The organism is Burkholderia sp. AU44665 (genome assembly GCF_030504405.1).
GTDB classification, from domain to species: domain Bacteria; phylum Pseudomonadota; class Gammaproteobacteria; order Burkholderiales; family Burkholderiaceae; genus Burkholderia; species Burkholderia semiarida.
Map to the genome: position 1 here is coordinate 59,062 of NZ_JAUJRI010000019.1, position 20,983 is coordinate 80,044.

Annotated in this window: 23 protein-coding genes and 1 tRNA gene; 18 read left to right on the forward strand and 6 right to left on the reverse strand. The window is 67.0% G+C overall.

All coding sequences use genetic code 11. From position 1 onward, the window contains the following. The first annotated feature begins 1 nt into the window (after position 1). From lptC to QZM15_RS27255, 9 genes are all read left to right on the forward strand, one after another. The gene (gene lptC / locus QZM15_RS27215) at positions 2-616 is read left to right on the forward strand and encodes an LPS export ABC transporter periplasmic protein LptC (protein WP_059506659.1); all 615 of its coding nucleotides are present in this window, start codon (positions 2-4) and stop codon (positions 614-616) included. 20 nt (positions 617-636) lie between these two features. Then, the gene (gene lptA, locus QZM15_RS27220; RefSeq protein ID WP_049030379.1) at positions 637-1,302 is read left to right on the forward strand and encodes a lipopolysaccharide transport periplasmic protein LptA; all 666 of its coding nucleotides are present in this window, start codon (positions 637-639) and stop codon (positions 1,300-1,302) included. Next, positions 1,299-2,075: an LPS export ABC transporter ATP-binding protein gene (gene lptB, locus QZM15_RS27225; RefSeq protein ID WP_059575659.1), complete on the forward strand. Its 777-nt coding sequence runs from the start codon at positions 1,299-1,301 to the stop codon at positions 2,073-2,075. The genes lptA and lptB overlap by 4 nt, the downstream gene beginning before the upstream one ends. A 172-nt stretch (positions 2,076-2,247) precedes the next feature. Continuing rightward, a complete protein-coding gene (locus tag QZM15_RS27230) occupies positions 2,248-3,753 on the forward strand; it encodes an RNA polymerase factor sigma-54 (protein ID WP_059642617.1) in 1,506 nt (501 codons plus the stop codon). Positions 3,754-3,912: 159 nt separating this feature from the next. Then, on the forward strand, positions 3,913-4,272 hold the full coding sequence (gene raiA, locus QZM15_RS27235) for a ribosome-associated translation inhibitor RaiA (RefSeq protein WP_006477786.1): 360 nt from the start codon (positions 3,913-3,915) through the stop codon (positions 4,270-4,272). Between the two features lie 194 nt (positions 4,273-4,466). Then, the gene (locus QZM15_RS27240) at positions 4,467-4,979 is read left to right on the forward strand and encodes a PTS sugar transporter subunit IIA (protein ID WP_179231743.1); all 513 of its coding nucleotides are present in this window, start codon (positions 4,467-4,469) and stop codon (positions 4,977-4,979) included. Between the two features lie 129 nt (positions 4,980-5,108). Then, positions 5,109-6,077 (forward strand): HPr(Ser) kinase/phosphatase, encoded by a 969-nt coding sequence (gene hprK / locus QZM15_RS27245; protein ID WP_006483133.1) that lies wholly within the window; start codon positions 5,109-5,111, stop codon positions 6,075-6,077. Between the two features lie 74 nt (positions 6,078-6,151). Continuing rightward, a complete protein-coding gene (gene rapZ, locus QZM15_RS27250) occupies positions 6,152-7,060 on the forward strand; it encodes an RNase adapter RapZ (protein ID WP_059575656.1) in 909 nt (302 codons plus the stop codon). 27 nt (positions 7,061-7,087) lie between these two features. Next, positions 7,088-7,723 (forward strand): LON peptidase substrate-binding domain-containing protein, encoded by a 636-nt coding sequence (locus QZM15_RS27255; RefSeq protein ID WP_011546241.1) that lies wholly within the window; start codon positions 7,088-7,090, stop codon positions 7,721-7,723. A gap of 149 nt (positions 7,724-7,872) precedes the next feature. Here QZM15_RS27255 and mutY read toward each other — a convergent pair whose 3' ends face one another. Both mutY and mutM read right to left on the reverse strand, forming a co-directional pair. Beyond that, positions 7,873-8,979 carry an A/G-specific adenine glycosylase gene (gene mutY / locus QZM15_RS27260; RefSeq protein WP_059642623.1) on the reverse strand — a complete coding sequence of 369 codons (1,107 nt, stop codon included), beginning with the start codon at positions 8,977-8,979 and terminating at the stop codon, positions 7,873-7,875. 24 nt (positions 8,980-9,003) lie between these two features. Further along, positions 9,004-9,831: a bifunctional DNA-formamidopyrimidine glycosylase/DNA-(apurinic or apyrimidinic site) lyase gene (gene mutM, locus QZM15_RS27265; protein WP_059575651.1), complete on the reverse strand. Its 828-nt coding sequence runs from the start codon at positions 9,829-9,831 to the stop codon at positions 9,004-9,006. Between the two features lie 246 nt (positions 9,832-10,077). Here mutM and QZM15_RS27270 point away from each other — a divergent pair, with 246 nt between their 5' ends. From QZM15_RS27270 to hisC, 8 genes are all read left to right on the forward strand, one after another. Continuing rightward, entirely contained in the window at positions 10,078-11,901 is a 1,824-nt protein-coding gene (locus QZM15_RS27270) for a tetratricopeptide repeat protein (RefSeq protein ID WP_059642629.1), read from the forward strand. Further along, the gene (gene lolB, locus QZM15_RS27275; RefSeq protein ID WP_059575648.1) at positions 11,901-12,521 is read left to right on the forward strand and encodes a lipoprotein insertase outer membrane protein LolB; all 621 of its coding nucleotides are present in this window, start codon (positions 11,901-11,903) and stop codon (positions 12,519-12,521) included. The genes QZM15_RS27270 and lolB overlap by 1 nt, the downstream gene beginning before the upstream one ends. Before the next feature lie 28 nt (positions 12,522-12,549). Then, positions 12,550-13,431, forward strand: a complete 882-nt coding sequence (gene ispE / locus QZM15_RS27280; RefSeq protein WP_302107605.1) for a 4-(cytidine 5'-diphospho)-2-C-methyl-D-erythritol kinase — start codon at positions 12,550-12,552, stop codon at positions 13,429-13,431. A gap of 55 nt (positions 13,432-13,486) precedes the next feature. Continuing rightward, positions 13,487-13,563 (forward strand) — tRNA-Gln (locus QZM15_RS27285). A 44-nt stretch (positions 13,564-13,607) separates the two neighbouring features. Further along, on the forward strand, positions 13,608-14,570 hold the full coding sequence (locus tag QZM15_RS27290) for a ribose-phosphate pyrophosphokinase (protein ID WP_059575643.1): 963 nt from the start codon (positions 13,608-13,610) through the stop codon (positions 14,568-14,570). Positions 14,571-14,731: 161 nt separating this feature from the next. After that, entirely contained in the window at positions 14,732-15,337 is a 606-nt protein-coding gene (locus QZM15_RS27295) for a 50S ribosomal protein L25/general stress protein Ctc (protein ID WP_059575641.1), read from the forward strand. A gap of 118 nt (positions 15,338-15,455) precedes the next feature. Beyond that, entirely contained in the window at positions 15,456-16,055 is a 600-nt protein-coding gene (gene pth / locus QZM15_RS27300) for an aminoacyl-tRNA hydrolase (protein ID WP_060009005.1), read from the forward strand. A gap of 118 nt (positions 16,056-16,173) precedes the next feature. After that, a complete protein-coding gene (gene hisC, locus QZM15_RS27305; RefSeq protein WP_302107606.1) occupies positions 16,174-17,241 on the forward strand; it encodes a histidinol-phosphate transaminase in 1,068 nt (355 codons plus the stop codon). Between the two features lie 80 nt (positions 17,242-17,321). Here the strand turns inward: hisC and QZM15_RS27310 are convergent, their stop codons facing one another. From QZM15_RS27310 to rsmD, 3 genes are all read right to left on the reverse strand, one after another. Next, a complete protein-coding gene (locus QZM15_RS27310; protein ID WP_006477774.1) occupies positions 17,322-17,588 on the reverse strand; it encodes a YfhL family 4Fe-4S dicluster ferredoxin in 267 nt (88 codons plus the stop codon). A gap of 59 nt (positions 17,589-17,647) precedes the next feature. Further along, a complete protein-coding gene (coaD, locus tag QZM15_RS27315) occupies positions 17,648-18,145 on the reverse strand; it encodes a pantetheine-phosphate adenylyltransferase (protein ID WP_014895999.1) in 498 nt (165 codons plus the stop codon). Positions 18,146-18,256: 111 nt separating this feature from the next. Beyond that, positions 18,257-18,871, reverse strand: a complete 615-nt coding sequence (gene rsmD, locus QZM15_RS27320) for a 16S rRNA (guanine(966)-N(2))-methyltransferase RsmD (protein WP_124862546.1) — start codon at positions 18,869-18,871, stop codon at positions 18,257-18,259. Positions 18,872-19,089: 218 nt separating this feature from the next. Between rsmD and ftsY the strand changes: the two genes are divergently transcribed. Next, positions 19,090-20,235, forward strand: a complete 1,146-nt coding sequence (gene ftsY / locus QZM15_RS27325) for a signal recognition particle-docking protein FtsY (RefSeq protein ID WP_275905553.1) — start codon at positions 19,090-19,092, stop codon at positions 20,233-20,235. Between the two features lie 59 nt (positions 20,236-20,294). Here the strand turns inward: ftsY and maiA are convergent, their stop codons facing one another. After that, the gene (gene maiA, locus QZM15_RS27330) at positions 20,295-20,939 is read right to left on the reverse strand and encodes a maleylacetoacetate isomerase (RefSeq protein ID WP_302107607.1); all 645 of its coding nucleotides are present in this window, start codon (positions 20,937-20,939) and stop codon (positions 20,295-20,297) included. Positions 20,940-20,983 lie beyond the last annotated feature (44 nt).

The following is a 20,983-nucleotide window of genomic DNA, read 5'->3' on the forward strand; positions in this document are numbered from 1 at the left end:
GATGAGCACGCATTTCCGCTGGACCCAGATGCTGCCGCTCGCCGCGGTCGCCGCGCTCGCGGGCGTCACGTGGTGGCTGCTGCAGGCCACGCTGCCGCCGCCCGGCGAGGGCGCCGCGCAGCCGAAGCGCCACACGCCCGACTATTTCGCGGACAACTTCTCGGTCACCGAGCTCGACCAGTCCGGCACGACCCAGTACCGGCTGACGGCCGCGAAGCTGGTCCATTACGAAGATACCGAAAGCAGCGACCTGACCGATCCGGCCATGCGCGCGTTCCAGCCCGGCAAGCCGGTCGTGACGACCACCGCGAAGCGCGGCACCGTCAACGGCGACGTGTCGATCGTCGACTTGTACGACGACGCGCGCATCCTGCGCGCGGCCGGCGGCGGCGATCCGCAGATGCAGGCCGATTCCCAGCATTTCCGGATCTTCGTCAATGACGATGTGATCCAGACCGAAAAGCCGGTTAAACTTCAGCGCGGCCTGTCGCTCGTCAACGCGACCGACGGCATGAAGTACAACAACGTCACCCGGGTCATCGAGCTTTACGGCAACGTGCGCGGCACGATCGCCGCGGCGGACACGTCCGGCGGCTCGAAAGGTCAACCCAAGTGACGCATCCCTCACGTGACTGCATGAACGAACCGTTCCCTCGACAGATTTCCGGCGGCGCTGCGCGCGCCGTCCGCGTCGCGCTCGCCGCGACGCTCGTGGCGCTCCCGCTCGTCGGGCTGGCGCCGCTCGCCCATGCCGAGAAGGCCGACCAGAACAAGCCGATCAACGTCGAGGCCGACAACCTGACCTATGACGATCTGAAGCAGGTCACGGTCGCGACCGGCAACGTCGTGATCACGAAGGGCACGATCATCATCAAGGGCGATCGCGTCGAAGTGCGCCAGGACCCGGAAGGCTATCAGTACGCGACGTCGTTCGGCAGCGGCAAGAAGCACGCGACGTTCCGCCAGAAGCGCGAAGGCCTCGACGAGTACATCGACGGCGACGCCGAACGCATCGACTACGACGGCAAGCAGGATCTGACCACGCTGACCACCGCCGCGACCGTGCGCCGCCTGCAGGGCACGTCGACGGTCGCCGACACCGTGCACGGCAGCGTGATCACGTACGACGGCCAGCGCGACTTCTACACCGCGAAGGGCGGCAAGGACGTCGCCGCGCCGGGCAACCCGAACGGCCGCGTGCGCGCGATGCTGTCGCCGAAGAACGGCGGCCCCGCGCCGCTGAACGGGGCGCCGGCCAAGCTGTCGCCGTCGACCACGATCCAGGGAGCGCCGGGCCAATGAACGCGCTCCCCAACCGCCAGCCGGCCGGCACCACGAGCTCGCTCGTCGTCCGCAACCTGAAGAAGCGCTACGGCTCGCGCACGGTCGTCAAGGACGTGTCGCTCGACGTGAAGAGCGGCGAGGTCGTCGGCCTGCTCGGCCCGAACGGCGCCGGCAAGACCACGTCGTTCTACATGATCGTCGGCCTCGTACCGACGGACGCGGGCGAAATCTCGCTGAACGGCAGCTCGATCGGCCTGCTGCCGATCCACAAGCGCGCGTCGCTCGGCCTGTCGTACCTGCCGCAGGAAGCGTCCGTGTTCCGCAAGCTGACCGTCGAGGAAAACATCCGCGCGGTGCTCGAGCTGCAGCACGGCGAAGACGGCAAGCGGCTGTCGAAGGACGCGATCTCGGCGCGCACCGAAGCGCTGCTCGACGAGCTGCAGATCGGCCACCTGCGCGAGAACCCCGCGCTGTCGCTGTCGGGCGGCGAACGGCGCCGCGTCGAAATCGCGCGCGCGCTCGCGACCAACCCGAGCTTCATCCTGCTCGACGAACCGTTCGCCGGCGTCGACCCGATCGCCGTGCTCGAGATCCAGAAGATCGTCAAGTTCCTGAAACAGCGCAACATCGGCGTGCTGATCACGGACCACAACGTCCGCGAAACGCTCGGCATCTGCGACCACGCTTACATCATCAGCGACGGTTCGGTGCTGGCCGCTGGCGCGCCGAGCGAAATCATCGAAAACGAAAGCGTGCGCCGCGTGTACCTCGGCGAGCACTTCCGCATGTAACGTCCTCCTCGTGGCTGGCTGCACCCCGCCCGGCAGCGCCGCGCGGGGCTGCGCCCCGCTTTGCATCCACGCCCGCGGGCATGCCCGCGGCCGGGCGGCGCGCCACGCGTAATCGCGGATGGCTCAACGCGCCTGGGTCGTGGCAAACTGCCGGTATGACTCCCTCCTTGCCATGAAAGCCAGCCTTCAACTCCGCCTGTCGCAACATCTTGCGCTGACGCCCCAGCTGCAGCAGTCGATCCGGCTCCTGCAGTTGTCGACGCTCGAATTGCAGCAGGAAGTCGCGATGGCCGTCGCGCAGAACCCGCTGCTCGAGAACGACGACGAATGGATCGCGAGCCCGCTGCGCGTCGCCGCGGACGGATCGCTGATCGCGCAGACGCCACCCGCATCGAACACCGAACCCGCCGCGGCCAACGGCACCAGTACGTCCAGCGATCGCGCGGAACGCGACGAGCCGGCAGGCGCCGACGAATACGACGGCTATGCGTCCGGCGACGGCAGCGACGGCCCGCAGTGGAATCTCGACGAATACGGCCGCTCGAGCGGCGCGTCCGACGACGACGATCTGCCGCCGCTGCAGGTGCAGGAAGCCGCGACGTCGCTGCGCGACCACCTGTCCGCGCAGTTGCGCGTCACGCAGGCCGGCCCGCGCGATCGCGCGCTCGTGATGTTCCTGATCGAATCGCTCGACGACGACGGCTATCTGACCGCCACGCTCGACGAAGTGCTCGCCGATCTGCCGCCCGAGCTGGAAATCGACTGCGACGAACTGAACGCGGCGCTCGCGCTGCTGCACAGCTTCGACCCGGCCGGCGTCGGCGCGCGCTCGGCCTCCGAATGCCTGAAGCTGCAGTTGCTGCGTCTCGATCCGTCCCCCACGCGCACGCTCGCGCTCGAGATCGTGTCGCAGCATCTCGAACTGCTCGCCGCACGCGACTTCACACGGTTGCGCAAGCACCTGAAGGCGACCGACGACGCGCTGCGCGACGCGCACGCGCTGATCCGCTCGCTGGAGCCGTTCCCCGGTGCCGCTTACGGGAAGGCCGAGGCCGACTACGTCGTGCCCGACATCATCGTGAAGAAGGCCGGCCAGGGCTGGCTCGCGGAGCTCAATCCGGAGGTCGTGCCGCGCCTGCGGATCAACAACCTGTACGCGAACATCCTGCGCAACAGCCGCGGCGACCCGTCGGCCGGATCGTTGAAACAGCAGCTCCAGGAAGCGCGCTGGCTGATCAAGAACATCCAGCAGCGTTTCGACACGATCCTGCGTGTCGCGCAGGCTATTGTCGAGCGTCAGAAGAATTTCTTCGCGCACGGTGAAATTGCCATGCGCCCCTTGGTTTTGCGGGAAATAGCTGATACGCTGGGCCTACACGAGTCGACTGTCAGCCGTGTGACAACCGGGAAGTACATGCTGACCCCGTTCGGGACGCTTGAATTTAAGTACTTCTTCGGATCTCACGTCTCGACCGACACCGGTGGCGCCGCCTCGTCGACCGCCATCCGAGCCCTCATCAAGCAACTGATAGGAGCTGAAGACCCAAAATCGCCACTTTCGGATAGCCGCATTGCCGAGCTGCTGGCAGAACAGGGTTTCGTGGTCGCGCGCCGCACGGTTGCGAAATATCGCGAAGCCCTCAAGATCCCGGCAGTGAATCTGCGCAAGTCTCTTTAAGCCTGCTGCCTGCCCGGCGGCAGGCGTGTCCCGACCACCGCGCACACGGGGAACAGGCCGGGCGACCTGTCCGCGATACGCCGCCTTCGTGCGGCACGGGCAAGTCGACCGGAGCGCCGCCTCGATGCGGCCGGGTGGTCACTCGCTTGGAGAAGCACTATGAACCTGAAGATCAGTGGACATCATCTCGAAGTCACGCCTGCAATTCGCGAATACGTGATCACCAAGCTGGACCGGGTGCTACGGCATAGCGATCAGGTGATCGATGGCACTGTGATCCTCTCGGTCGACAACCACAAGGAAAAGGACAAGCAGCAGCGCGCGGAAATCAACCTGCACCTGAAGGGCAAGGACATCTTCGTCGAAAGCGCGAACGGCAACCTGTACGCCGCGATCGATCTGCTGATCGACAAGCTGGATCGCCAGGTCGTCAAGCACATGGAGCGCCTGCAAACGCACGCGCACGACCCGATCAAGCTTCAACCGTCGATCGACCAGATCGAACTGCCGCCGCAGTAATCGTCACCGCAACACGCACGCCGCCCGGTTCGCCGGGCGTTTTTTTTGCCACTCCGAGCGCAGGTGCAACCGGTCCGACCGTGCTGCGCCACGCGCGCGGCTGTGCTCTATAATGTCCCGGTTATCGCCGGGGGGTGTTGGATGCGGTAGCGGCGTTGCAGGTTGCCATGCCACATGCCTTGATATCGCCGAACATGGAAAATCAGTCCGCCGCCGCAAGGAGACCCCAGGCCGCCCAATCGCCTGCCAACATGAATCGCCTAGCCAAAATCCTGCCCATAGAGAACGTCGTCATCGACCTCTCGGTCACCAGCAAGAAACGCGTCTTCGAACAAGCCGGGCTGATGTTCGAGAATCAGAACGGCATCGGCCGCAGCACCGTCACGGACAACCTGTTCGCGCGCGAGCGCCTCGGTTCGACCGGGCTCGGCGAAGGTGTCGCGATTCCGCACGGCCGCATCAAGGGCCTCAAGCATCCGCTCGCCGCGTTCGTCCGCCTCGCCGATGCGATTCCGTTCGAAGCGCCCGACGGCCAGCCGGTCAGCCTCCTGATCTTCCTGCTCGTCCCCGAGCAAGCCACGCAGCAGCACCTCGAGATCCTGTCGGAGATCGCGCAACTGCTGTCCGATCGCGACGCGCGCGAGCGTCTGCACAACGAAACGGATATCGCCGAGTTGCATCGCCTGCTCACTCAGTGGCAACCTTGAGTTGTTCCGGGCGGAATATTTCCCCGTACGAGGCGGCGCATGCCGCCGTCCAGGGCCGCCCGGCGCCGGCCCGGCATGGCGACGTCCGTCGCCGCGCGCCCGCACCGGCCCATTGGAGTGACGAGAGTCATGGATACGTCCAGCATCAACGCCCAGAGCATCTTCGACGACAACGCAGCCACGCTGAAACTGAGCTGGCTGACGGGGCATGAAGGCTGGGAACGCGGCTTTTCGGCCGACACGGTCGGCAACGCGACATCGAGCGCCGACCTCGTCGGCCACCTGAACCTGATCCACCCGAACCGGATCCAGGTGCTCGGCGAAGCCGAAATCGACTACTACCAGCGCCAGACCGACGAAGACCGCTCGCGCCACATGGCCGAGCTGATCGCGCTCGAGCCGCCGTTCCTCGTCGTCGCCGGCGGCGCGGCGGCGCCGCCCGAACTGGTGCTGCGCTGCACGCGCTCGTCCACGCCGCTGTTCACGACGCCGATGTCGGCCGCCGCGGTGATCGACAGCCTGCGGCTCTACATGTCGCGCATCCTCGCGCCGCGCGCGACGCTGCACGGCGTGTTCCTCGACATCCTCGGGATGGGCGTGCTGCTGACCGGCGATTCGGGCCTCGGCAAGAGCGAGCTCGGCCTCGAGCTGATCAGCCGCGGCCACGGCCTCGTCGCCGACGACGCGGTCGATTTCGTCCGTCTTGGCCCCGATTTCGTCGAAGGGCGCTGCCCGCCGCTGCTGCAGAACCTGCTCGAAGTGCGCGGCCTCGGCCTGCTCGACATCAAGACGATCTTCGGTGAAACCGCGGTGCGGCGGAAAATGAAGCTGAAGCTGATCGTCCAGCTCGTGCGGCGCCCCGACGGCGAATTCCAGCGCCTGCCGCTCGAAAGCCAGACCGTCGACGTGCTCGGCTTGCCGATCAGCAAGGTCACGATCCAGGTCGCGGCCGGCCGCAACCTCGCGGTGCTCGTCGAGGCGGCCGTCCGGAACACGATCCTGCAGTTGCGCGGAATCGACACGTTGCGCGATTTCATGGATCGGCAACGACTCGCGATGCAAGATCCCGACAGTCAGTTCCCCGGCAAACTGGTGTAACCCGCACGCGCCGGCCGCGCAACGCCGACGCGTCGAGCCGGTGCTATGATGAAACGTCAGGATTCTCTGTTCCCATGCGCATCGTCCTCATCACCGGCATCTCCGGCTCAGGCAAGTCCGTCGCGCTGAACGCGCTCGAGGACGCAGGCTATTACTGCGTCGACAACCTGCCGCCGCACGTGCTCCCCGAACTCGCCCGCTACCTTGCGCAGGACGGCCAGCGCCGGCTCGCGGTCGCGATCGACGCGCGCTCGAGCGCGTCGCTCGATGAAATGCCCGGCCTGATCCGCGAGCTGTCCCGCGAGCACGACGTGCGCGTGCTGTTCCTCAACGCGAGCACCCAGGCGCTGATCCAGCGCTTCTCCGAAACGCGTCGCCGCCATCCGCTGTCCGGCTCGCGGTCGCACGATGCCGACGTCGGCCTGCTGTCGTCGCTCGAGGAAGCGATCGAGCGCGAGCGCGAGCTCGTCGCGCCGCTCGCCGAATTCGGCCATCAGATCGATACCAGCACGCTGCGCGCGAACGCGCTGCGCACCTGGGTCAAGCGCTTCATCGAGCAAAAGAACAACGACCTGATGGTGATGTTCGAATCGTTCGGCTTCAAGCGCGGCGTGCCGCTCGACGCCGACCTGATGTTCGACGTGCGCGCGCTGCCGAATCCGTACTACGACCACGAGTTGCGCCCGCTCACCGGGCTCGACCAGCCGGTCATCGCCTTTCTCGACGCACTGCCGATCGTCCACCAGATGATCGACGACATCCATGCGTTCCTGATGAAATGGCTGCCGCACTTCCGCGATGACAACCGCAGCTACCTGACCGTCGCCATCGGCTGCACGGGCGGCCAGCATCGCTCGGTGTTCATCGCGGAAACGCTCGCCGCGCGCCTGGCGCGCGAGGCGAACGTGATCGTGCGGCATCGTGACGCGCCGGTGGATGTCGACGCGTCGTCGCGGCTCGTCTCCGAGGTCGACCGACCCTAGCGACACCCGCCCCCACGCCCGCGCGCCATGTCCTCCCTATCGACCACCCTGATCGACCTGCCGCTGTTTCCGCTGCACACGGTGCTGTTTCCGGGAGGGCTGCTCCCGCTCAAGGTGTTCGAGGCGCGCTATCTCGACATGTCGCGCGCCTGCCTGCGCGACGACGCACCGTTCGGCGTATGCCTGCTCAAGAGCGGGCCCGAAGTCGCGCAGGATGGCGCGGTGTCGGTGCCCGAGACCATCGGCTGCATGGCGCGCATCACCGAGTGCGATACCGGCGAATTCGGGATGCTGTATCTGCAGGCGGTCGGCACGCAGCGTTTCGAGCTGCTGTCGTATCGCGTCGAAGGCAACGGGCTGCTGGTCGGCATCGCGGAGCCGCTGCCCGACGACATCCCGCTCGAAGGCGAACAGGCGCTCGCGCAGTTCGGCTCGTGCGCCGAGGTGCTCGAGCGCATCATCGACGCGCTGAAGAAGTCCGATCCGGAGAAAATGCCGTTCGGCGAGCCGTTCCGCCTCGACGATCCGAGCTGGGTATCGAACCGCCTCGCGGAACTGCTGCCGCTCGACCTGCGCGCACGGCAGAAGCTGATGGAGTTTCCGGACGTCGGCGCGCGCATCGACGCCGTGCACCACGTGCTCGACCGGCACGGCTGGCTGTAACGCCCGCGCCCGCTCCGTCGCGCATCGCGCGTCGCGCCCGCCCGAAAACCTCTCCTGCGCGCGGCCACCCGGCGCCTTCCCGCACGCGGCCCGCGCCGCGCCCTTCCCGTTCGTTACAGCAGCGGCCCGCGCCGCGCCCTTCCCGTTCGTTACAGCAGCGGCCCGCTCAGCGCGTCGAGCAGCTTGCGCACGGGCGCCGGCACGCCGTACGCGTCGAGCCGGCTCAGCGGCACCCACGCGGTGTCCGCGTCCCGCGCCTGCGACGGCAGGCCGCCGCCGTCCGCCACATCGCTCAGCCGCGGCTCGATCTCGAGCCGGAAATGCGTGAACGTGTGCGTGAGCGGCGCGAGCGGCACCGTGCCGCCGCCGCCGAAGCCGCGCGCGAGATCGGCCAGCGCGGCATCGCCGTCCGCTTGCGGCAGGCTCCACAGCCCGCCCCAGATGCCGGTCGGCGGCCGTCGCTCCAGCAGCACGGCGTCGCCGTCGCGCAGCACGAGCATCCAGGTCTTGCGCGTCGGCACGGCCTTCTTCGGCCGCGCGGCCGGCAGTTCGCGCTGGCGGCCGGTCGATTGCGCGACGCAGTCGCCCGCGAACGGGCAGCGCGCGCAGTCGGGCTTGCCGCGCACGCACAGCGTCGCACCCAGATCCATCAGCCCCTGCGTATACGCGCTCACGTCGGCCGCGTTCGCGGCATCGGGCAGCAGCGATTCGGCGAGCGCCCACATGTCGTTCTCGACACGCTTCTCCCCCGGAAAGCCCTCGACGCCGAATACCCGCGCAAGCACGCGCTTCACGTTGCCGTCGAGGATCGTCGCGCGCGCGCCGTACGCGAACGACGCGATCGCGGCGGCCGTCGAGCGGCCGATGCCCGGCAGTTCGGCCAGCGCGTCGGGCGTCGCCGGAAACGCGCCGCCGTGCTCGGCGACGACGACCTGCGCGCAGCGGTGCAGGTTGCGCGCGCGCGAGTAGTAGCCGAGCCCCGCCCACAACGCCATCACGTCGTCGCTCGGCGCGGCCGCGAGCGCGGCGACGTCGGGGTAGCGGTCGAGAAAGCGCGTGTAATACGGAATGACGGTCGACACCTGGGTCTGCTGCAGCATGATTTCCGACAGCCAGATCCGGTACGGATCGCGGGTGTTCTGCCACGGCAGGTCATGGCGGCCATGCTCGCGCTGCCACGCGACGAGACGCGTGGCGAACGTGCGATGCAGCGGCGTGACGGGGAACGGAGCGGGGGCGATGCGGGGCGGCTTCAAGTTGTCTGATCGTGGAAAAGGGTTTCAACGCTGGCACGTCGGGCAGAAATAGGTCGACCGCTGGCCCTGCACGATCTGGCGAACCGACGTGCCGCAGACGCGGCACGGCTGGCCCGCACGATCATAGACGAAGCAGTCGAGCTGGAAGTAGCCGCTTTCGCCGTTGCTGCCGACGAAGTCGCGCAACGTGCTGCCGCCGCGCTCGATCGCGTCGGCGAGCGTCGCGCGCACCGCGTCGGCCAGCCGCTCGTAGCGCGCCAGCGAAACCTTGCCGGCGGCCGTCGTCGGCCGGATGCCCGCGCGAAACAGGCTCTCCGACGCATAGATGTTCCCGACGCCGACGACCATGTCGCCCGCGAGCAGCGCCTGCTTGACCGATACCGTGCGGCCGCGCGTGCGCGCGTGCAGCAGCGCGCCGGTGAACGCCGGCGAGAACGGCTCGACGCCGAGGCTCGCGAGGAGCGGATGCGCATGCACGTCGCCTGCTTCGCGCGGGTGCCACAACACGGCGCCGAAACGGCGCGGGTCGCGAAACCGCAGCACGAACTCGTCGAAGATCCAGTCGATGTGGTCGTGCTTCGCGGCGACCGGCACGCCGGCCGCGGGCAGCACACGCAGCGTGCCGGTCATCCCGAGATGGACGATGAACCAGCCGGCATCGACTTCGAACAGCAGGTACTTGCCGCGGCGCTCGACGGCGAGCACCTCGCGCGCGCGCAACTGCTCGGCGAGCCCCGCCGGCACGGGCCAGCGCAGCATCGCGGTACGGACGTCGACACGCTCGACGCGGCGGCCCGCGACAAAGGGCTCGATGCCCCGGCGCGTGACTTCGACTTCTGGCAACTCTGGCATGTTTTGCGGGTCTGAGGCTACGGTCTGCTTGCATGGGGAACGCGCATGCGCTGCCGCGCGAGCGGCCGCTCTCGCGACTCCCCCGAATGAAACACGGGAATGCCCGAAATCGCCCGCCCGGCAGCACGCGAGGCGCGCGATTTCGGGCATTCGCATGGGGATTCCACAGGCAAGCGGACCCTATCACGATCGTGCGTGTATTGTAGCGAGCGCGTTACAATCGGTTGAAACATCGAACGGATTTCCATGACTCTGCCCTCGAAGCTGCTTCAGAAGCGCCCCGCCGCCGTGCGCGGCGCGCGCGCCTTCCCGGTCCGTCGTGCACTCGGCGCCGCGCTGTTTGCCGCCTGGACCCTCACCGCCTTCCCGGCCCACGCGCAGGATCCGGCATCGGACGACGCGCAGCCGCAGGGTGCGTTCGAGCATGTGATGCCGGACGAGCAGAAGAATCTCCCCGGCGTGCCGCTGACGAGCCAGATCGTCTACCAGGTGCTCGCCGCCGAGGTCGCGCTCCAGCGCAACCAGCCGGCGCCGGCCTACCAGACCTACCTCGCGCTTGCCCGCGACACGCGCGATCCGCGCATGGCGCAGCGCGCGACCGAAATCGCGCTCGGCGCACAGAGCCCGGCCGACGCGCTGTCCGCCGCGAATCTGTGGCGTCAGTACGCGCCGGATTCGAACCGCGCGTCGCAGGTCGACGCCGCGCTGCTGGTGCTCGCCGGCAAGCCGGCCGACGCGCAGCCGATGCTCGCGCGCGAGCTGGCCCGCGCGACCGGCGAGACGCGCGGCCCGGCGATCCTCGCGCTGCAGGCGCTGCTCGTGCGCGGCCCCGACCGCGTCGGCGGCCTCGCGGTGCTGAAGGACATGCTGAAGAACGACATGAGCCGCCCCGAGGCGCAGCTCGCGATCGCACGCCAGCAGCTCGCGGTCGACGACAAGGACGGCGCCGCGCAGTCGCTGAAGCAGGCGCTGCAGATCCGCCCCGACTACCTGCCGGCTGCGTTGATGCTGTCGCAGATGGGGCCGGCGGAACGCGCGGCGGGCATCGCGTCGTTCGAGAAGTATGTTCAGCAGAATCCGAAGTCGCGCGACGCACGGCTCGCGCTGTCGCAGCTCTATCTCGCCGACGACCGCCTCGACGATGCGCAGAAGCAGTTCGAGACGATGCGCAAGCTCGACGCGAAGGATCCGACGCCGCTGATGGCGCTCGCGCTGATCAAGATCCAGCAGAAGAAACTCGACGAGGCGACCGGCTACCTGAAGCAGTACGTGCAGCTCGGCGACAAGCAGCCGAACCTCGACGTCGGCCAGGGCTACATCTACCTCGCGCAGATCGCGATCGACCAGAACAACGATGCGCAGGCGTCGCAATGGCTCGACAAGGTCGACCAGACGAGCCAGCACTACCTGCCCGCGCAGATCACGCGCGCGCAACTGCTGCAGAAACAGGGCAAGACCGACGAGGCGCGCAAGGTGCTCGACAACCTGCCGATCACGGATCCGCGCGACGCGGCCGTGGTGGCGCGCACGGATGCGTCGATCCTGTTCACCGCGAAGCGCTATCCGGAAGCGGAAGCGCGGCTCGGACAGGCCGTCCAGGACTTCCCGGACGATCCCGACCTGCGCTACGACTACGCGATGGCGGCCGAAAAGACGGGCCACTACGCGACGATGGAAAAGCAGTTGCGCGAGCTGATCCGTACGCAGCCCGACAACCCGCAGGCCTACAACGCGCTCGGCTATTCGCTCGCCGACCGCAACCAGCGCCTGCCCGAGGCCAGCAAGCTGATCGACAAGGCGATGTCGCTCGCGCCGAACGACGCATACATCATGGACAGCCTCGGCTGGGTGAAGTACCGGATGGGCGACACGGCCGGCGCGACGAAGGTGCTGCAGCGCGCATACGAACTGCAGCCGAACGCCGAAATCGGCGCGCATCTCGGCGAAGTGCTGTGGAAGAGCGGCGCGCAGGACGACGCGCGCAACGCGTGGCGTGCCGCGCGGAAGCTCGAACCCGACAACGAAACGCTCGTGCAGACGCTGAAACGCCTACAGATCAACGACCTTTGATGCGGATGTTCCCGATGTTTTCCCTGCCCTCGCGCGCGCAGCGCACGCTGGCCGCGGCCGGCGCGGCGCTCGCGCTCGCCGGCTGCGCGAGCACGCCGCCGTCGGCCAACGCGCCGACGGGCGCCGTGCTGCAGACGGCGGCGACCCATGCGTACCACGGCCGCTTCGCGGTGCGGTACGACGATCGTCTCGGCAACCCGCAGAACGTGTACGGCAACTTCGACTGGCAAGAGCACGGCGACGACGTGTCGCTCGAACTGCGCAGCCCGCTCGGCCAGACGCTCGCGGTCGTGAAATCGACGCCGCGCGCGGCGTCGCTCGAATTGCCGAACCGCCCGACCCAATATGCGCCCGACGTCGGCGACCTGATGCAGAAAGCGCTCGGCTTCGAGCTGCCGCTCGCGGGCCTGCGCTACTGGCTGCTGCCCACCGCCGCCCCGGCGACGCCCGCGGAAACGGTGCGCGACCCGGCCGACGGCACGCGCATCAAGCAGCTCCGCCAGGACGGCTGGACGATCGACTACCTTGCCTACGCGGATGCCCCGGCCACGGGCGTCAAACGCGTCAACCTCGTGCGTGCGACGCCGCCGCTCGACATCAAGCTCGTGCTCGATCAGTGAGCACGCGCGCTTAAGCCTCGATACCCGCATGACCGATTCGACCCGCTCGCTGCGCAACTGCCTGGCGCCCGCGAAACTCAACCTGTTCCTGCACATCACCGGCCGCCGTCCGAACGGCTATCACGATCTGCAGAGCGTATTCCAGCTGCTGAACTGGGGCGACACGCTGCACTTCACGCGCCGCGACGACGGCCGCGTCGCACGCGTCACCGACGTGCCCGGCGTGCCCGAGGAAAGCGATCTCGTCGTGCGCGCGGCCAATCTGCTGAAAGCGCATACGGGCGCGGCGCACGGCGTCGACATCGAGATCGACAAGATCCTGCCGATGGGCGCCGGGCTCGGCGGCGGCAGCTCCGACGCGGCGACGACGCTGCTCGCGCTGAACCGCCTGTGGCAACTGGATCTGCCGCGCGCGGAACTCCAGTCGCTCGCGGTCAAACTCGGCGCCGACGTCCCGTTTTTTATTTTCGGAAAAAATGCGTTCGCGGAGGGTATCGGAGAAGAATTAGCTGAGGTAGAATTGCCGACTCGCTGGTTCCTGGTTGTGACGCCACGCGTTCATGTCCCGACCGCTGAAATATTTTCAGATGAGTTGTTGACAAGAGATACGAAGCCCGTCACAATTGCTGACTTTCTTGCACAGCAAACCAGCGATGCGGGATGGCCAGATAGCTTCGGCCGGAACGATATGCAGGAAGTTGTAACAAGGAAGTACGCGGAAGTTGCGCAGGCGGTCAAATGGTTGTATGATGTGACCCCCGCGAGGATGACCGGCTCCGGAGCAAGCGTGTTTGCAGCGTTTCACAGCAAGCACGAGGCAGAAGCGGCGAAAGCCAAACTGCCCGCCAGTTGGAATGGCGCAGTTGCCGAGAGCCTGAACGAGCATCCGCTCTTCGCTTTCGCGTCATGAAGTTTTACTTTGCCGAACGGCCTACACGAGTTCGGTGAAGTTATCAGTTAAGTGTAGGGGAGTCGCCAAGTTGGTCAAGGCACCGGATTTTGATTCCGGCATGCGAGGGTTCGAGTCCTTCCTCCCCTGCCAAAAATTTTCCCGCATTTCCCGCCCAAGCCTGAAGCAGGTGCACGATGAGCAGCCACAGCCATGATGGCCTGATGGTCTTTACTGGCAACGCGAATCCCGCGCTCGCCCAGGAAGTCGTCAGTATCCTTGGTATTCCCCTCGGCAAAGCAATGGTCAGCCGTTTCTCCGACGGCGAGATCCAGGTCGAGATCCAGGAAAACGTGCGCGGCAAGGATGTCTTCGTCCTGCAATCCACGTGCGCACCGGCGAACGACAACCTGATGGAACTGATGATCATGGTCGATGCGCTCAAGCGCGCATCCGCCGGCCGGATCACCGCTGCCATCCCCTACTTCGGCTACGCCCGTCAGGATCGCCGCCCGCGTTCGGCGCGCGTCGCGATCTCGGCGAAGGTCGTCGCGAACATGCTGGAAATCGCCGGCGTCGAGCGGATCATCACGATGGATCTGCACGCCGACCAGATTCAAGGCTTCTTCGACATCCCGGTCGACAACATCTACGCGACGCCGATCCTGCTGGGCGACCTGCGCAAGCAGAACTACTCGGATCTGCTCGTCGTGTCGCCGGACGTCGGCGGCGTGGTGCGTGCCCGGGCGCTCGCGAAGCAGCTCAACTGCGATCTCGCGATCATCGACAAGCGTCGCCCGAAGGCGAACGTCGCCGAAGTGATGAACATCATCGGTGAAGTCGAAGGCCGCACCTGCGTGATCATGGACGACATGGTCGATACGGCCGGCACGCTCTGCAAGGCCGCGCAAGTGCTGAAGGACCGCGGCGCGAAGCAGGTGTTCGCCTACGCGACGCACCCGGTGCTGTCGGGCGGCGCCGCGGACCGCATCGCCGCATCGGCACTCGACGAGCTGGTCGTCACCGATACGATCCCGCTGTCGGCCGAATCGCTGGCGTGCTCGAAGATCCGCTCGCTGACGAGCGCGAGCCTGCTGGCCGAGACGTTCTCGCGGATTCGCCGCGGCGATTCGGTGATGTCGCTGTTCGCGGAATCCTGATCGCGAATCGACGCAACAAAGCATGCGCGAAAAGCGAAGCGGCAACGCTTCGCTTTTTGCACAATCGGACGGGATAGACGAAACCCCGGCCGTTTCATCGGGGGCCGCCATTTGATGGCCCCGTTTTACTGCCTGGTCGCGGGCAGCCATTGGAGAATCACATGAAAGTCGTCGCTTTCGAGCGCCAACAGCAAGGTACGGGTGCGAGCCGCCGCCTGCGCAACGCCGGTAAGACCACGGGTATCGTTTACGGTGGCGAAGCCGCCCCGCAAAAGATCGAACTCGATCACAACGCCCTGTGGCACGCCCTGAAGAAGGAAGCTTTCCACTCGTCGATCCTCGATCTCGAAGTGGCCGGCCAGTCGCAACAGGTTCTGCTGCGCGACGTGCAATACCACCCGTTCAAGCAACTGGTGCTGCACGTGGACTTCCAGCGCGTCGACGCGAAGAAGAAGCTGCACACGAAGGTGCCGCTGCACTTCCTGAACGCTGAAGTCAGCCCGGCCGTCAAGCTGTCGAGCGCGGTCGTTTCGCACGTCGCGACGGAAATCGAAGTCGAGTGCCTGCCGGCTGCCCTGCCGGAGTTCCTCGAAGTCGACCTGTCGAAGATCGAAGCCGGTCAGTCGCTGCACGCGAAGGACATCGCACTGCCGAAGGGCGTGACGCTGGTCGCGCACGTCGACGCGGAAAACCCGGTTGTCGCGTCGGCGACGATCCCGGCTGGTGCCGTGTCGGACGCAGCAGAAGGCGAAACGCCGGCTGCCTGAGCGGCTGCCTGCGCCCCATCGATCCGTTTCGCGAAACGGTCGACGCAACCCGCCGCGGCTTGCCCGGCGGGTTTTTCTTTTTCTGCGCCCAGGCGGCCGCCGCCGCCTTCGAAACGTCATGATCAAACTGATCGTCGGCCTCGGCAATCCCGGGGCGGAATACACCGCGACGCGCCACAACGCCGGTTTCTGGCTGGTCGACCAGCTCGCCCGCGAAGCCGGCACGACGCTGCGCGACGAACGCCGCTTCCACGGCTTCTACGCGAAAGCGCGCCTGCACGGCGAGGAAGTCCATCTGCTCGAGCCGCAGACCTACATGAACCGCTCCGGCCAGTCGGTCGTCGCGCTCGCGCAATTCTTCAAGATCCTGCCCGACCAGATCCTCGTCGCGCACGACGAGCTCGATCTGCCGCCCGGCACCGTGAAGCTGAAGCTCGGCGGCGGCAGCGGCGGCCACAACGGGCTGAAGGACATCACCGCGCATCTGTCGTCGCAGCAATACTGGCGGCTGCGGATCGGCATCGGCCATCCGCGCGATCTGATTCCGGAAAGTGCGCGCGCCGGCGCGAAGCCCGACGTCGCGAACTTCGTGCTGAAGCCGCCGCGCCGCGAGGAACAAGACGTGATCGACGCATCGATCGAACGCGCGCTCGCCGTGATGCCGATGGTCGTCAAGGGCGAACTCGACCGCGCGACGATGCAACTGCATCGCAACTGATCGCCCGTCGCACCGGCCCGGTGCATCGGCCGTCCCGCGCAACCCGGCGGCCTCGCCCGCCCCACCGCGACGCGCACATGCGGTAATCTGGACGTTTTTGCCCGACAGGAGCCAAGCGGTGAGCCGTTACTGGAGCGACGTCGTTCAGCAACTCGTGCCTTACGTGCCGGGCGAACAGCCCGCGCTCGCGCACCCCGTCAAGCTGAACACCAACGAGAATCCCTATCCGCCGTCGCCCCGCGTCGTCGCGGCGATCGCACGCGAACTCGGCGACACCGGCGACACGCTGCGCCGCTATCCGGACCCGGTCGCGCGCGCGCTGCGCGAGACGGTCGCGGCCCATCACCGCATCCAGCCCGGGCAGGTGTTCGTCGGCAACGGCTCCGACGAGGTGCTCGCGCACGCGTTCCAGGCGCTGCTCAAGCACGACCGGCCGCTGCGCTTTCCCGACATCACGTACAGCTTCTACCCGACCTACGCGCGCCTGTACGGCGTCGAGACCACGGTCGTGCCGCTCGCGGACGATTTCTCGATCCGCGTCGACGATTATCTCGACGACGCCGGCGGCGTGCTGTTTCCGAACCCGAATGCGCCGACCGGGCGCGCGCTGCCGCTTGCGGACGTCGAGCGGATCGCGGCCGCGAATCCGTCGTCGGTCGTCGTGATCGACGAAGCGTACGTCGATTTCGGCGCGCAGTCGGCGATTACGCTGATCGACCGTCATCCGAACCTGCTCGTCGTGCATACGACGTCGAAGGCGCGCTCGCTCGCGGGCATGCGCGTCGGCTTCGCGTTCGGCGATGCGGCGCTGATCGACGCGCTGAACCGCGTGAAGGACAGCTTCAACTCGTACCCGCTCGACCGGCTCGCGCAGGTTGCCGCACAGGCCGCGTATGAAGACACCGATCATTTCAACGCCACCTGCCGGCGCGTGATCGACAGCCGCGCGCGGCTCACGCAGGCACTCGGCGCACTCGGCTTCGAGATCGTGCCGTCGGCCGCGAATTTCGTGTTCGCGCGCCATCCCGCGCACGATGCGGGCACGATCGCGGCGAAGCTGAAGGAACGGGAAATTTTCGTGCGGCACTTCCGGCTGCCGCGGATCGACCAGCACCTGCGTATCACCGTCGGCACCGATGCCGAATGCGATGCGCTCGTCGCGGCGTTGCGCGCGCTGCTGGCCTGACACGGAAAGATCGGCGCCGGGCGGCGCCGATCCGACAGCGCGGCGCGCGGGCCAATCGAGACGCGCGCGTCAGCGCAGAATCACGATGCGTCGTCGCCCTTCACGGCGATCAACGCGTGATACTTCTCCATCAATTGCGCGTGCGATTCGTCATGCTGCGGATCGCGCGGAATGCATTCGACCGGACACACCTGCTGGCACTGCGGTTCGTCGAAATGGCCGACGCACTCGGTGCACTTGTTCGGGTCGATCACGTAGATGTCCGGGCCCATCGAAATCGCGCCGTTCGGGCACTCGGGCTCGCACACGTCGCAATTGATGCACTCGTCGGTAATCATCAAAGCCATACTGATCTCACTTCTTCAGGCCGTCGGCCGGCCTCGCAACGAAACCGGCCGACGCCGCGTCACGCGGCGGGGCCTCCCATCGCGGCGACTTTCTCGGTCAACCATTTCTCGACGGACGGAAACACGAATTTGCTGACATCGCCGCCCAATTGCGCGATTTCACGCACGATCGTTCCCGAGATGAACTGGTACTGATCGGACGGCGTCATGAACATCGTCTCGACGTCGGGCAGCAGATAGCGGTTCATCCCCGCCATCTGGAACTCATACTCGAAATCGGACACGGCGCGCAGCCCGCGCACGATCACGCGCGCATTGTTGACGCGGACGAAATCCTTCAGGAGGCCTGTGAAACTCATCACCTTCACGTTCGGGTAATGGCCGAGCACCTCGTTCGCAATCGTCAGACGTTCTTCGAGCGAGAAAAACGGCTTTTTCGCGCGGCTGTCGGCAACGCCCACCACCAGCGTATCAAAAATGCTCGACGCGCGCCGCACGAGGTCTTCGTGCCCGCGCGTCAGCGGATCGAACGTACCGGGATACACGGCGACTACCATGTCGCTCCTCCTGTCATCACGCAAACGGGATGGCAGCCGTGCGATGCACGCGCCGCTGCCGAGATGGGCATGCGTCGCCTTTGCGGCGCGCCGCCTCGTATGGAACGCGCATTATTCATCATTTTCGCGCCGCAGCAAATGATAGTGAACCGCCCCCGCCTTGCCGCGCTTCACCACCTGCCAGCCAGCCAGCGCGTCGTGCGCGGCCGGATCGAGTTCCGCCCCCGTTTCGACGTACAGCGCGCCGTCCGCCGCGACGAGCGGCGCCGCCAACGCGATCGCGCGCTCGAGCGCGGCCAGGTCGTCGAACGGCGGATCGAGGAACACGACGTCGAACGCGCCCGGCGTAAGCCCGGCCGCGAGCCGCAGCGCATCGGCTTCGGCGATCTCGACCGAACGGGCGCCGAGCTTGTCCTTGATCGCACGCAGTTGGTGCGCCGCGCGCGGATGGCGCTCGACCATCACGACGCTCGCCGCGCCGCGCGACGCGGCCTCGAAGCCGAGCGCGCCGGTGCCCGCGAACAGGTCGAGGCAGCGCCAGCCTTCGAGATCCTGGCCGAGCCAGTTGAACAGCGTCTCGCGTACGCGATCGGGCGTCGGGCGCAGGCCGTCGAGATCGAGCACCGCGAGCGGCGTGCGTTTCCAGTCGCCGCCGATGATGCGGATCGTGTGCGGCTTGCCGCGGCCGGAAGGGGCCGCTGAGCGGCCGGAAGAGGAACGGGACATTCGGGAATATCGACAACGGAGGGACCGGACGCGCGCAGCCGCGCGCCGCCAAACAGGCGCACGTTACCACAGCGGCGACGCGCGCTGACGCGAGCGCCACGCCGCACTGATAAAATGCACGGTTTCGGCCGCCGAGCGCCGCGCCCACGCGAACGCAGAACGGCCCGTCCGGCGCCCCCGCCCCCGGCGGCGGCCCGCCCTCTTCCCGACGCCAGACCATGTTCAGTTTCTTCAAACGATTCAAGAAAACGCAGGAGCCCGATCCGGCGGAATCGCAATCGGCCGACGCGCAGCAAGCGGACGAAGCGTCCGACGCCGACGCGCCACCCGCGGCCGAGCTGCCGCAGGCGAGTGCCCAACCGGCCGCGCCGGCCGTCGTGATGACGGTCACGCCGACCAACGACGGCCGCGACGAAGTCGTCGAGACGGTCGAGATCGTCCCGCCGCCGCAGCAGGACGCCTCCGCGAAGAAGTCGTGGCTCGCACGCCTGAAAACGGGGCTCGCGAAGACGGGCTCGAGCATCACCGGCGTCTTCGTCAACACGAAGATCGACGAAGACCTGTACGAGGAGCTCGAAACCGCGCTGCTGATGTCCGACGCGGGCGTCGACGCGACCGAATACCTGCTCGGCGCGCTGCGCGAGAAGGTGCGCGCGGGCCGGCTGACCGATCCGCAGCAGGTGAAGGATGCGCTGCACGACCTGCTCGTCGAGCTGCTGGCGCCGCTCGAGAAATCGCTGATGCTCGGCCGCGCGCAGCCGCTCGTGATGATGATCGCCGGCGTGAACGGCGCGGGCAAGACGACCAGCATCGGCAAGCTCGCGAAGCATCTGCAGAGCTTCGACCAGTCGGTGCTGCTGGCCGCCGGCGACACGTTCCGCGCGGCGGCGCGCGAACAGCTGGCGGTCTGGGGCGAGCGCAACAACGTGACGGTCGTGCAGCAGGAAAGCGGCGATCCGGCCGCGGTGATCTTCGACGCGGTCAGCGCCGCGCGCGCGCGCAAGATCGACGTGATGATGGCCGACACGGCCGGCCGCCTGCCGACGCAGCTGCACCTGATGGAAGAGCTGAAGAAGGTGAAGCGCGTGATCGCGAAGGCGCACGACGGCGCGCCGCACGAGGTGCTGCTGGTGATCGACGCGAACACCGGCCAGAACGCGCTCACGCAGGTGAAGGCGTTCGACGACGCGCTGGGCCTGACCGGCCTGATCGTCACGAAGCTCGACGGCACCGCGAAGGGCGGGATTCTCGCCGCGATCGCGCGGCAACGGCCGGTGCCCGTCTACTTCATCGGCGTCGGCGAGAAGGTCGAGGACCTGCAGCCGTTCAGCGCGGTGGAATTCGCGGACGCGCTGCTGGGCTGACCGCCGCCGGCTCGCCTCGCACGGGGCGCCTTCGGGCGCCCTTTTTCATGCGGTCGCGCTCATTCCGCGTCGGGCTGCACACCCGGCTCGGCGGCCTTGAACGCATCGATCGTCGCCGCATGGTCGACGATCCGCTGGATCGTCGGGAAACGCGTCGTATCGATCGAGAAGCGGTTCGCGTTGAACACCTGCGGCACGAGGCACACGTCGGCGAGCGTCGGCGTGTCGCCGAAGCACAGCTTGCCGGTGCGCGGATCGTTCGCGAGACGCGTCTCCAGCGTGTCGAAGCCCGCCTCGATCCAGTGCCGGTACCACGCGTTCTTTGCGTCCTCGGGCACCTTCAGCGTGTGCTTCAGGTACTTCAGCACGCGCAGGTTGTTGAGCGGGTGGATTTCGCACGCGATCTGCAGCGCGATCGCGCGCACGTACGCGCGATCGACCGGCTGCTTCGGCAGCAGCGCGGGCTCGGGATGGGTTTCGTCGAGATATTCGATGATCGCGAGCGACTGCTGCAGCGTCGCGTCGCCGTCGATCAGCGTCGGCACGACCGCATCCGGATTCAGCGCGCGGTACGCGTCCTTCAGTTGCTCACCGCCGTCGCGCAGCATGTGCACGGGCGCATAGTCGAACGGCAATTGCTTCAGGTTCAGGGCGATCCGCACGCGGTACGACGCGGAACTGCGGAAATAGCTGTAGAGCTTCATGGGATGTCTCGCTTTTGGTCGTATTCGGCCGGCGGCGGCACGGG

Bases quoted from the DNA above. Each gene is read 5' to 3' on its own strand.
- QZM15_RS27290 (WP_059575643.1), top strand. From the start codon at position 13,608: ATGAGCAGCCACAGCCATGATGGCCTGATGGTCTTTACTGGCAACGCG.
- QZM15_RS27230 (WP_059642617.1), top strand. From the start codon at position 2,248: ATGAAAGCCAGCCTTCAACTCCGCCTGTCGCAACATCTTGCGCTGACG.
- rapZ (WP_059575656.1), top strand. From the start codon at position 6,152: ATGCGCATCGTCCTCATCACCGGCATCTCCGGCTCAGGCAAGTCCGTC.
- ftsY (WP_275905553.1), top strand. From the start codon at position 19,090: ATGTTCAGTTTCTTCAAACGATTCAAGAAAACGCAGGAGCCCGATCCG.
- mutM (WP_059575651.1), bottom strand. From the start codon at position 9,831: ATGCCAGAGTTGCCAGAAGTCGAAGTCACGCGCCGGGGCATCGAGCCC.
- ispE (WP_302107605.1), top strand. From the start codon at position 12,550: ATGACCGATTCGACCCGCTCGCTGCGCAACTGCCTGGCGCCCGCGAAA.
- QZM15_RS27270 (WP_059642629.1), top strand. From the start codon at position 10,078: ATGACTCTGCCCTCGAAGCTGCTTCAGAAGCGCCCCGCCGCCGTGCGC.
- lptA (WP_049030379.1), top strand. From the start codon at position 637: ATGAACGAACCGTTCCCTCGACAGATTTCCGGCGGCGCTGCGCGCGCC.
- hprK (WP_006483133.1), top strand. From the start codon at position 5,109: ATGGATACGTCCAGCATCAACGCCCAGAGCATCTTCGACGACAACGCA.
- lptC (WP_059506659.1), top strand. From the start codon at position 2: ATGAGCACGCATTTCCGCTGGACCCAGATGCTGCCGCTCGCCGCGGTC.
- QZM15_RS27295 (WP_059575641.1), top strand. From the start codon at position 14,732: ATGAAAGTCGTCGCTTTCGAGCGCCAACAGCAAGGTACGGGTGCGAGC.
- raiA (WP_006477786.1), top strand. From the start codon at position 3,913: ATGAACCTGAAGATCAGTGGACATCATCTCGAAGTCACGCCTGCAATT.
- QZM15_RS27310 (WP_006477774.1), bottom strand. From the start codon at position 17,588: ATGGCTTTGATGATTACCGACGAGTGCATCAATTGCGACGTGTGCGAG.
- pth (WP_060009005.1), top strand. From the start codon at position 15,456: ATGATCAAACTGATCGTCGGCCTCGGCAATCCCGGGGCGGAATACACC.
- lptB (WP_059575659.1), top strand. From the start codon at position 1,299: ATGAACGCGCTCCCCAACCGCCAGCCGGCCGGCACCACGAGCTCGCTC.
- lolB (WP_059575648.1), top strand. From the start codon at position 11,901: ATGCGGATGTTCCCGATGTTTTCCCTGCCCTCGCGCGCGCAGCGCACG.
- QZM15_RS27240 (WP_179231743.1), top strand. From the start codon at position 4,467: ATGGAAAATCAGTCCGCCGCCGCAAGGAGACCCCAGGCCGCCCAATCG.
- coaD (WP_014895999.1), bottom strand. From the start codon at position 18,145: ATGGTAGTCGCCGTGTATCCCGGTACGTTCGATCCGCTGACGCGCGGG.
- maiA (WP_302107607.1), bottom strand. From the start codon at position 20,939: ATGAAGCTCTACAGCTATTTCCGCAGTTCCGCGTCGTACCGCGTGCGG.
- QZM15_RS27255 (WP_011546241.1), top strand. From the start codon at position 7,088: ATGTCCTCCCTATCGACCACCCTGATCGACCTGCCGCTGTTTCCGCTG.
- rsmD (WP_124862546.1), bottom strand. From the start codon at position 18,871: ATGTCCCGTTCCTCTTCCGGCCGCTCAGCGGCCCCTTCCGGCCGCGGC.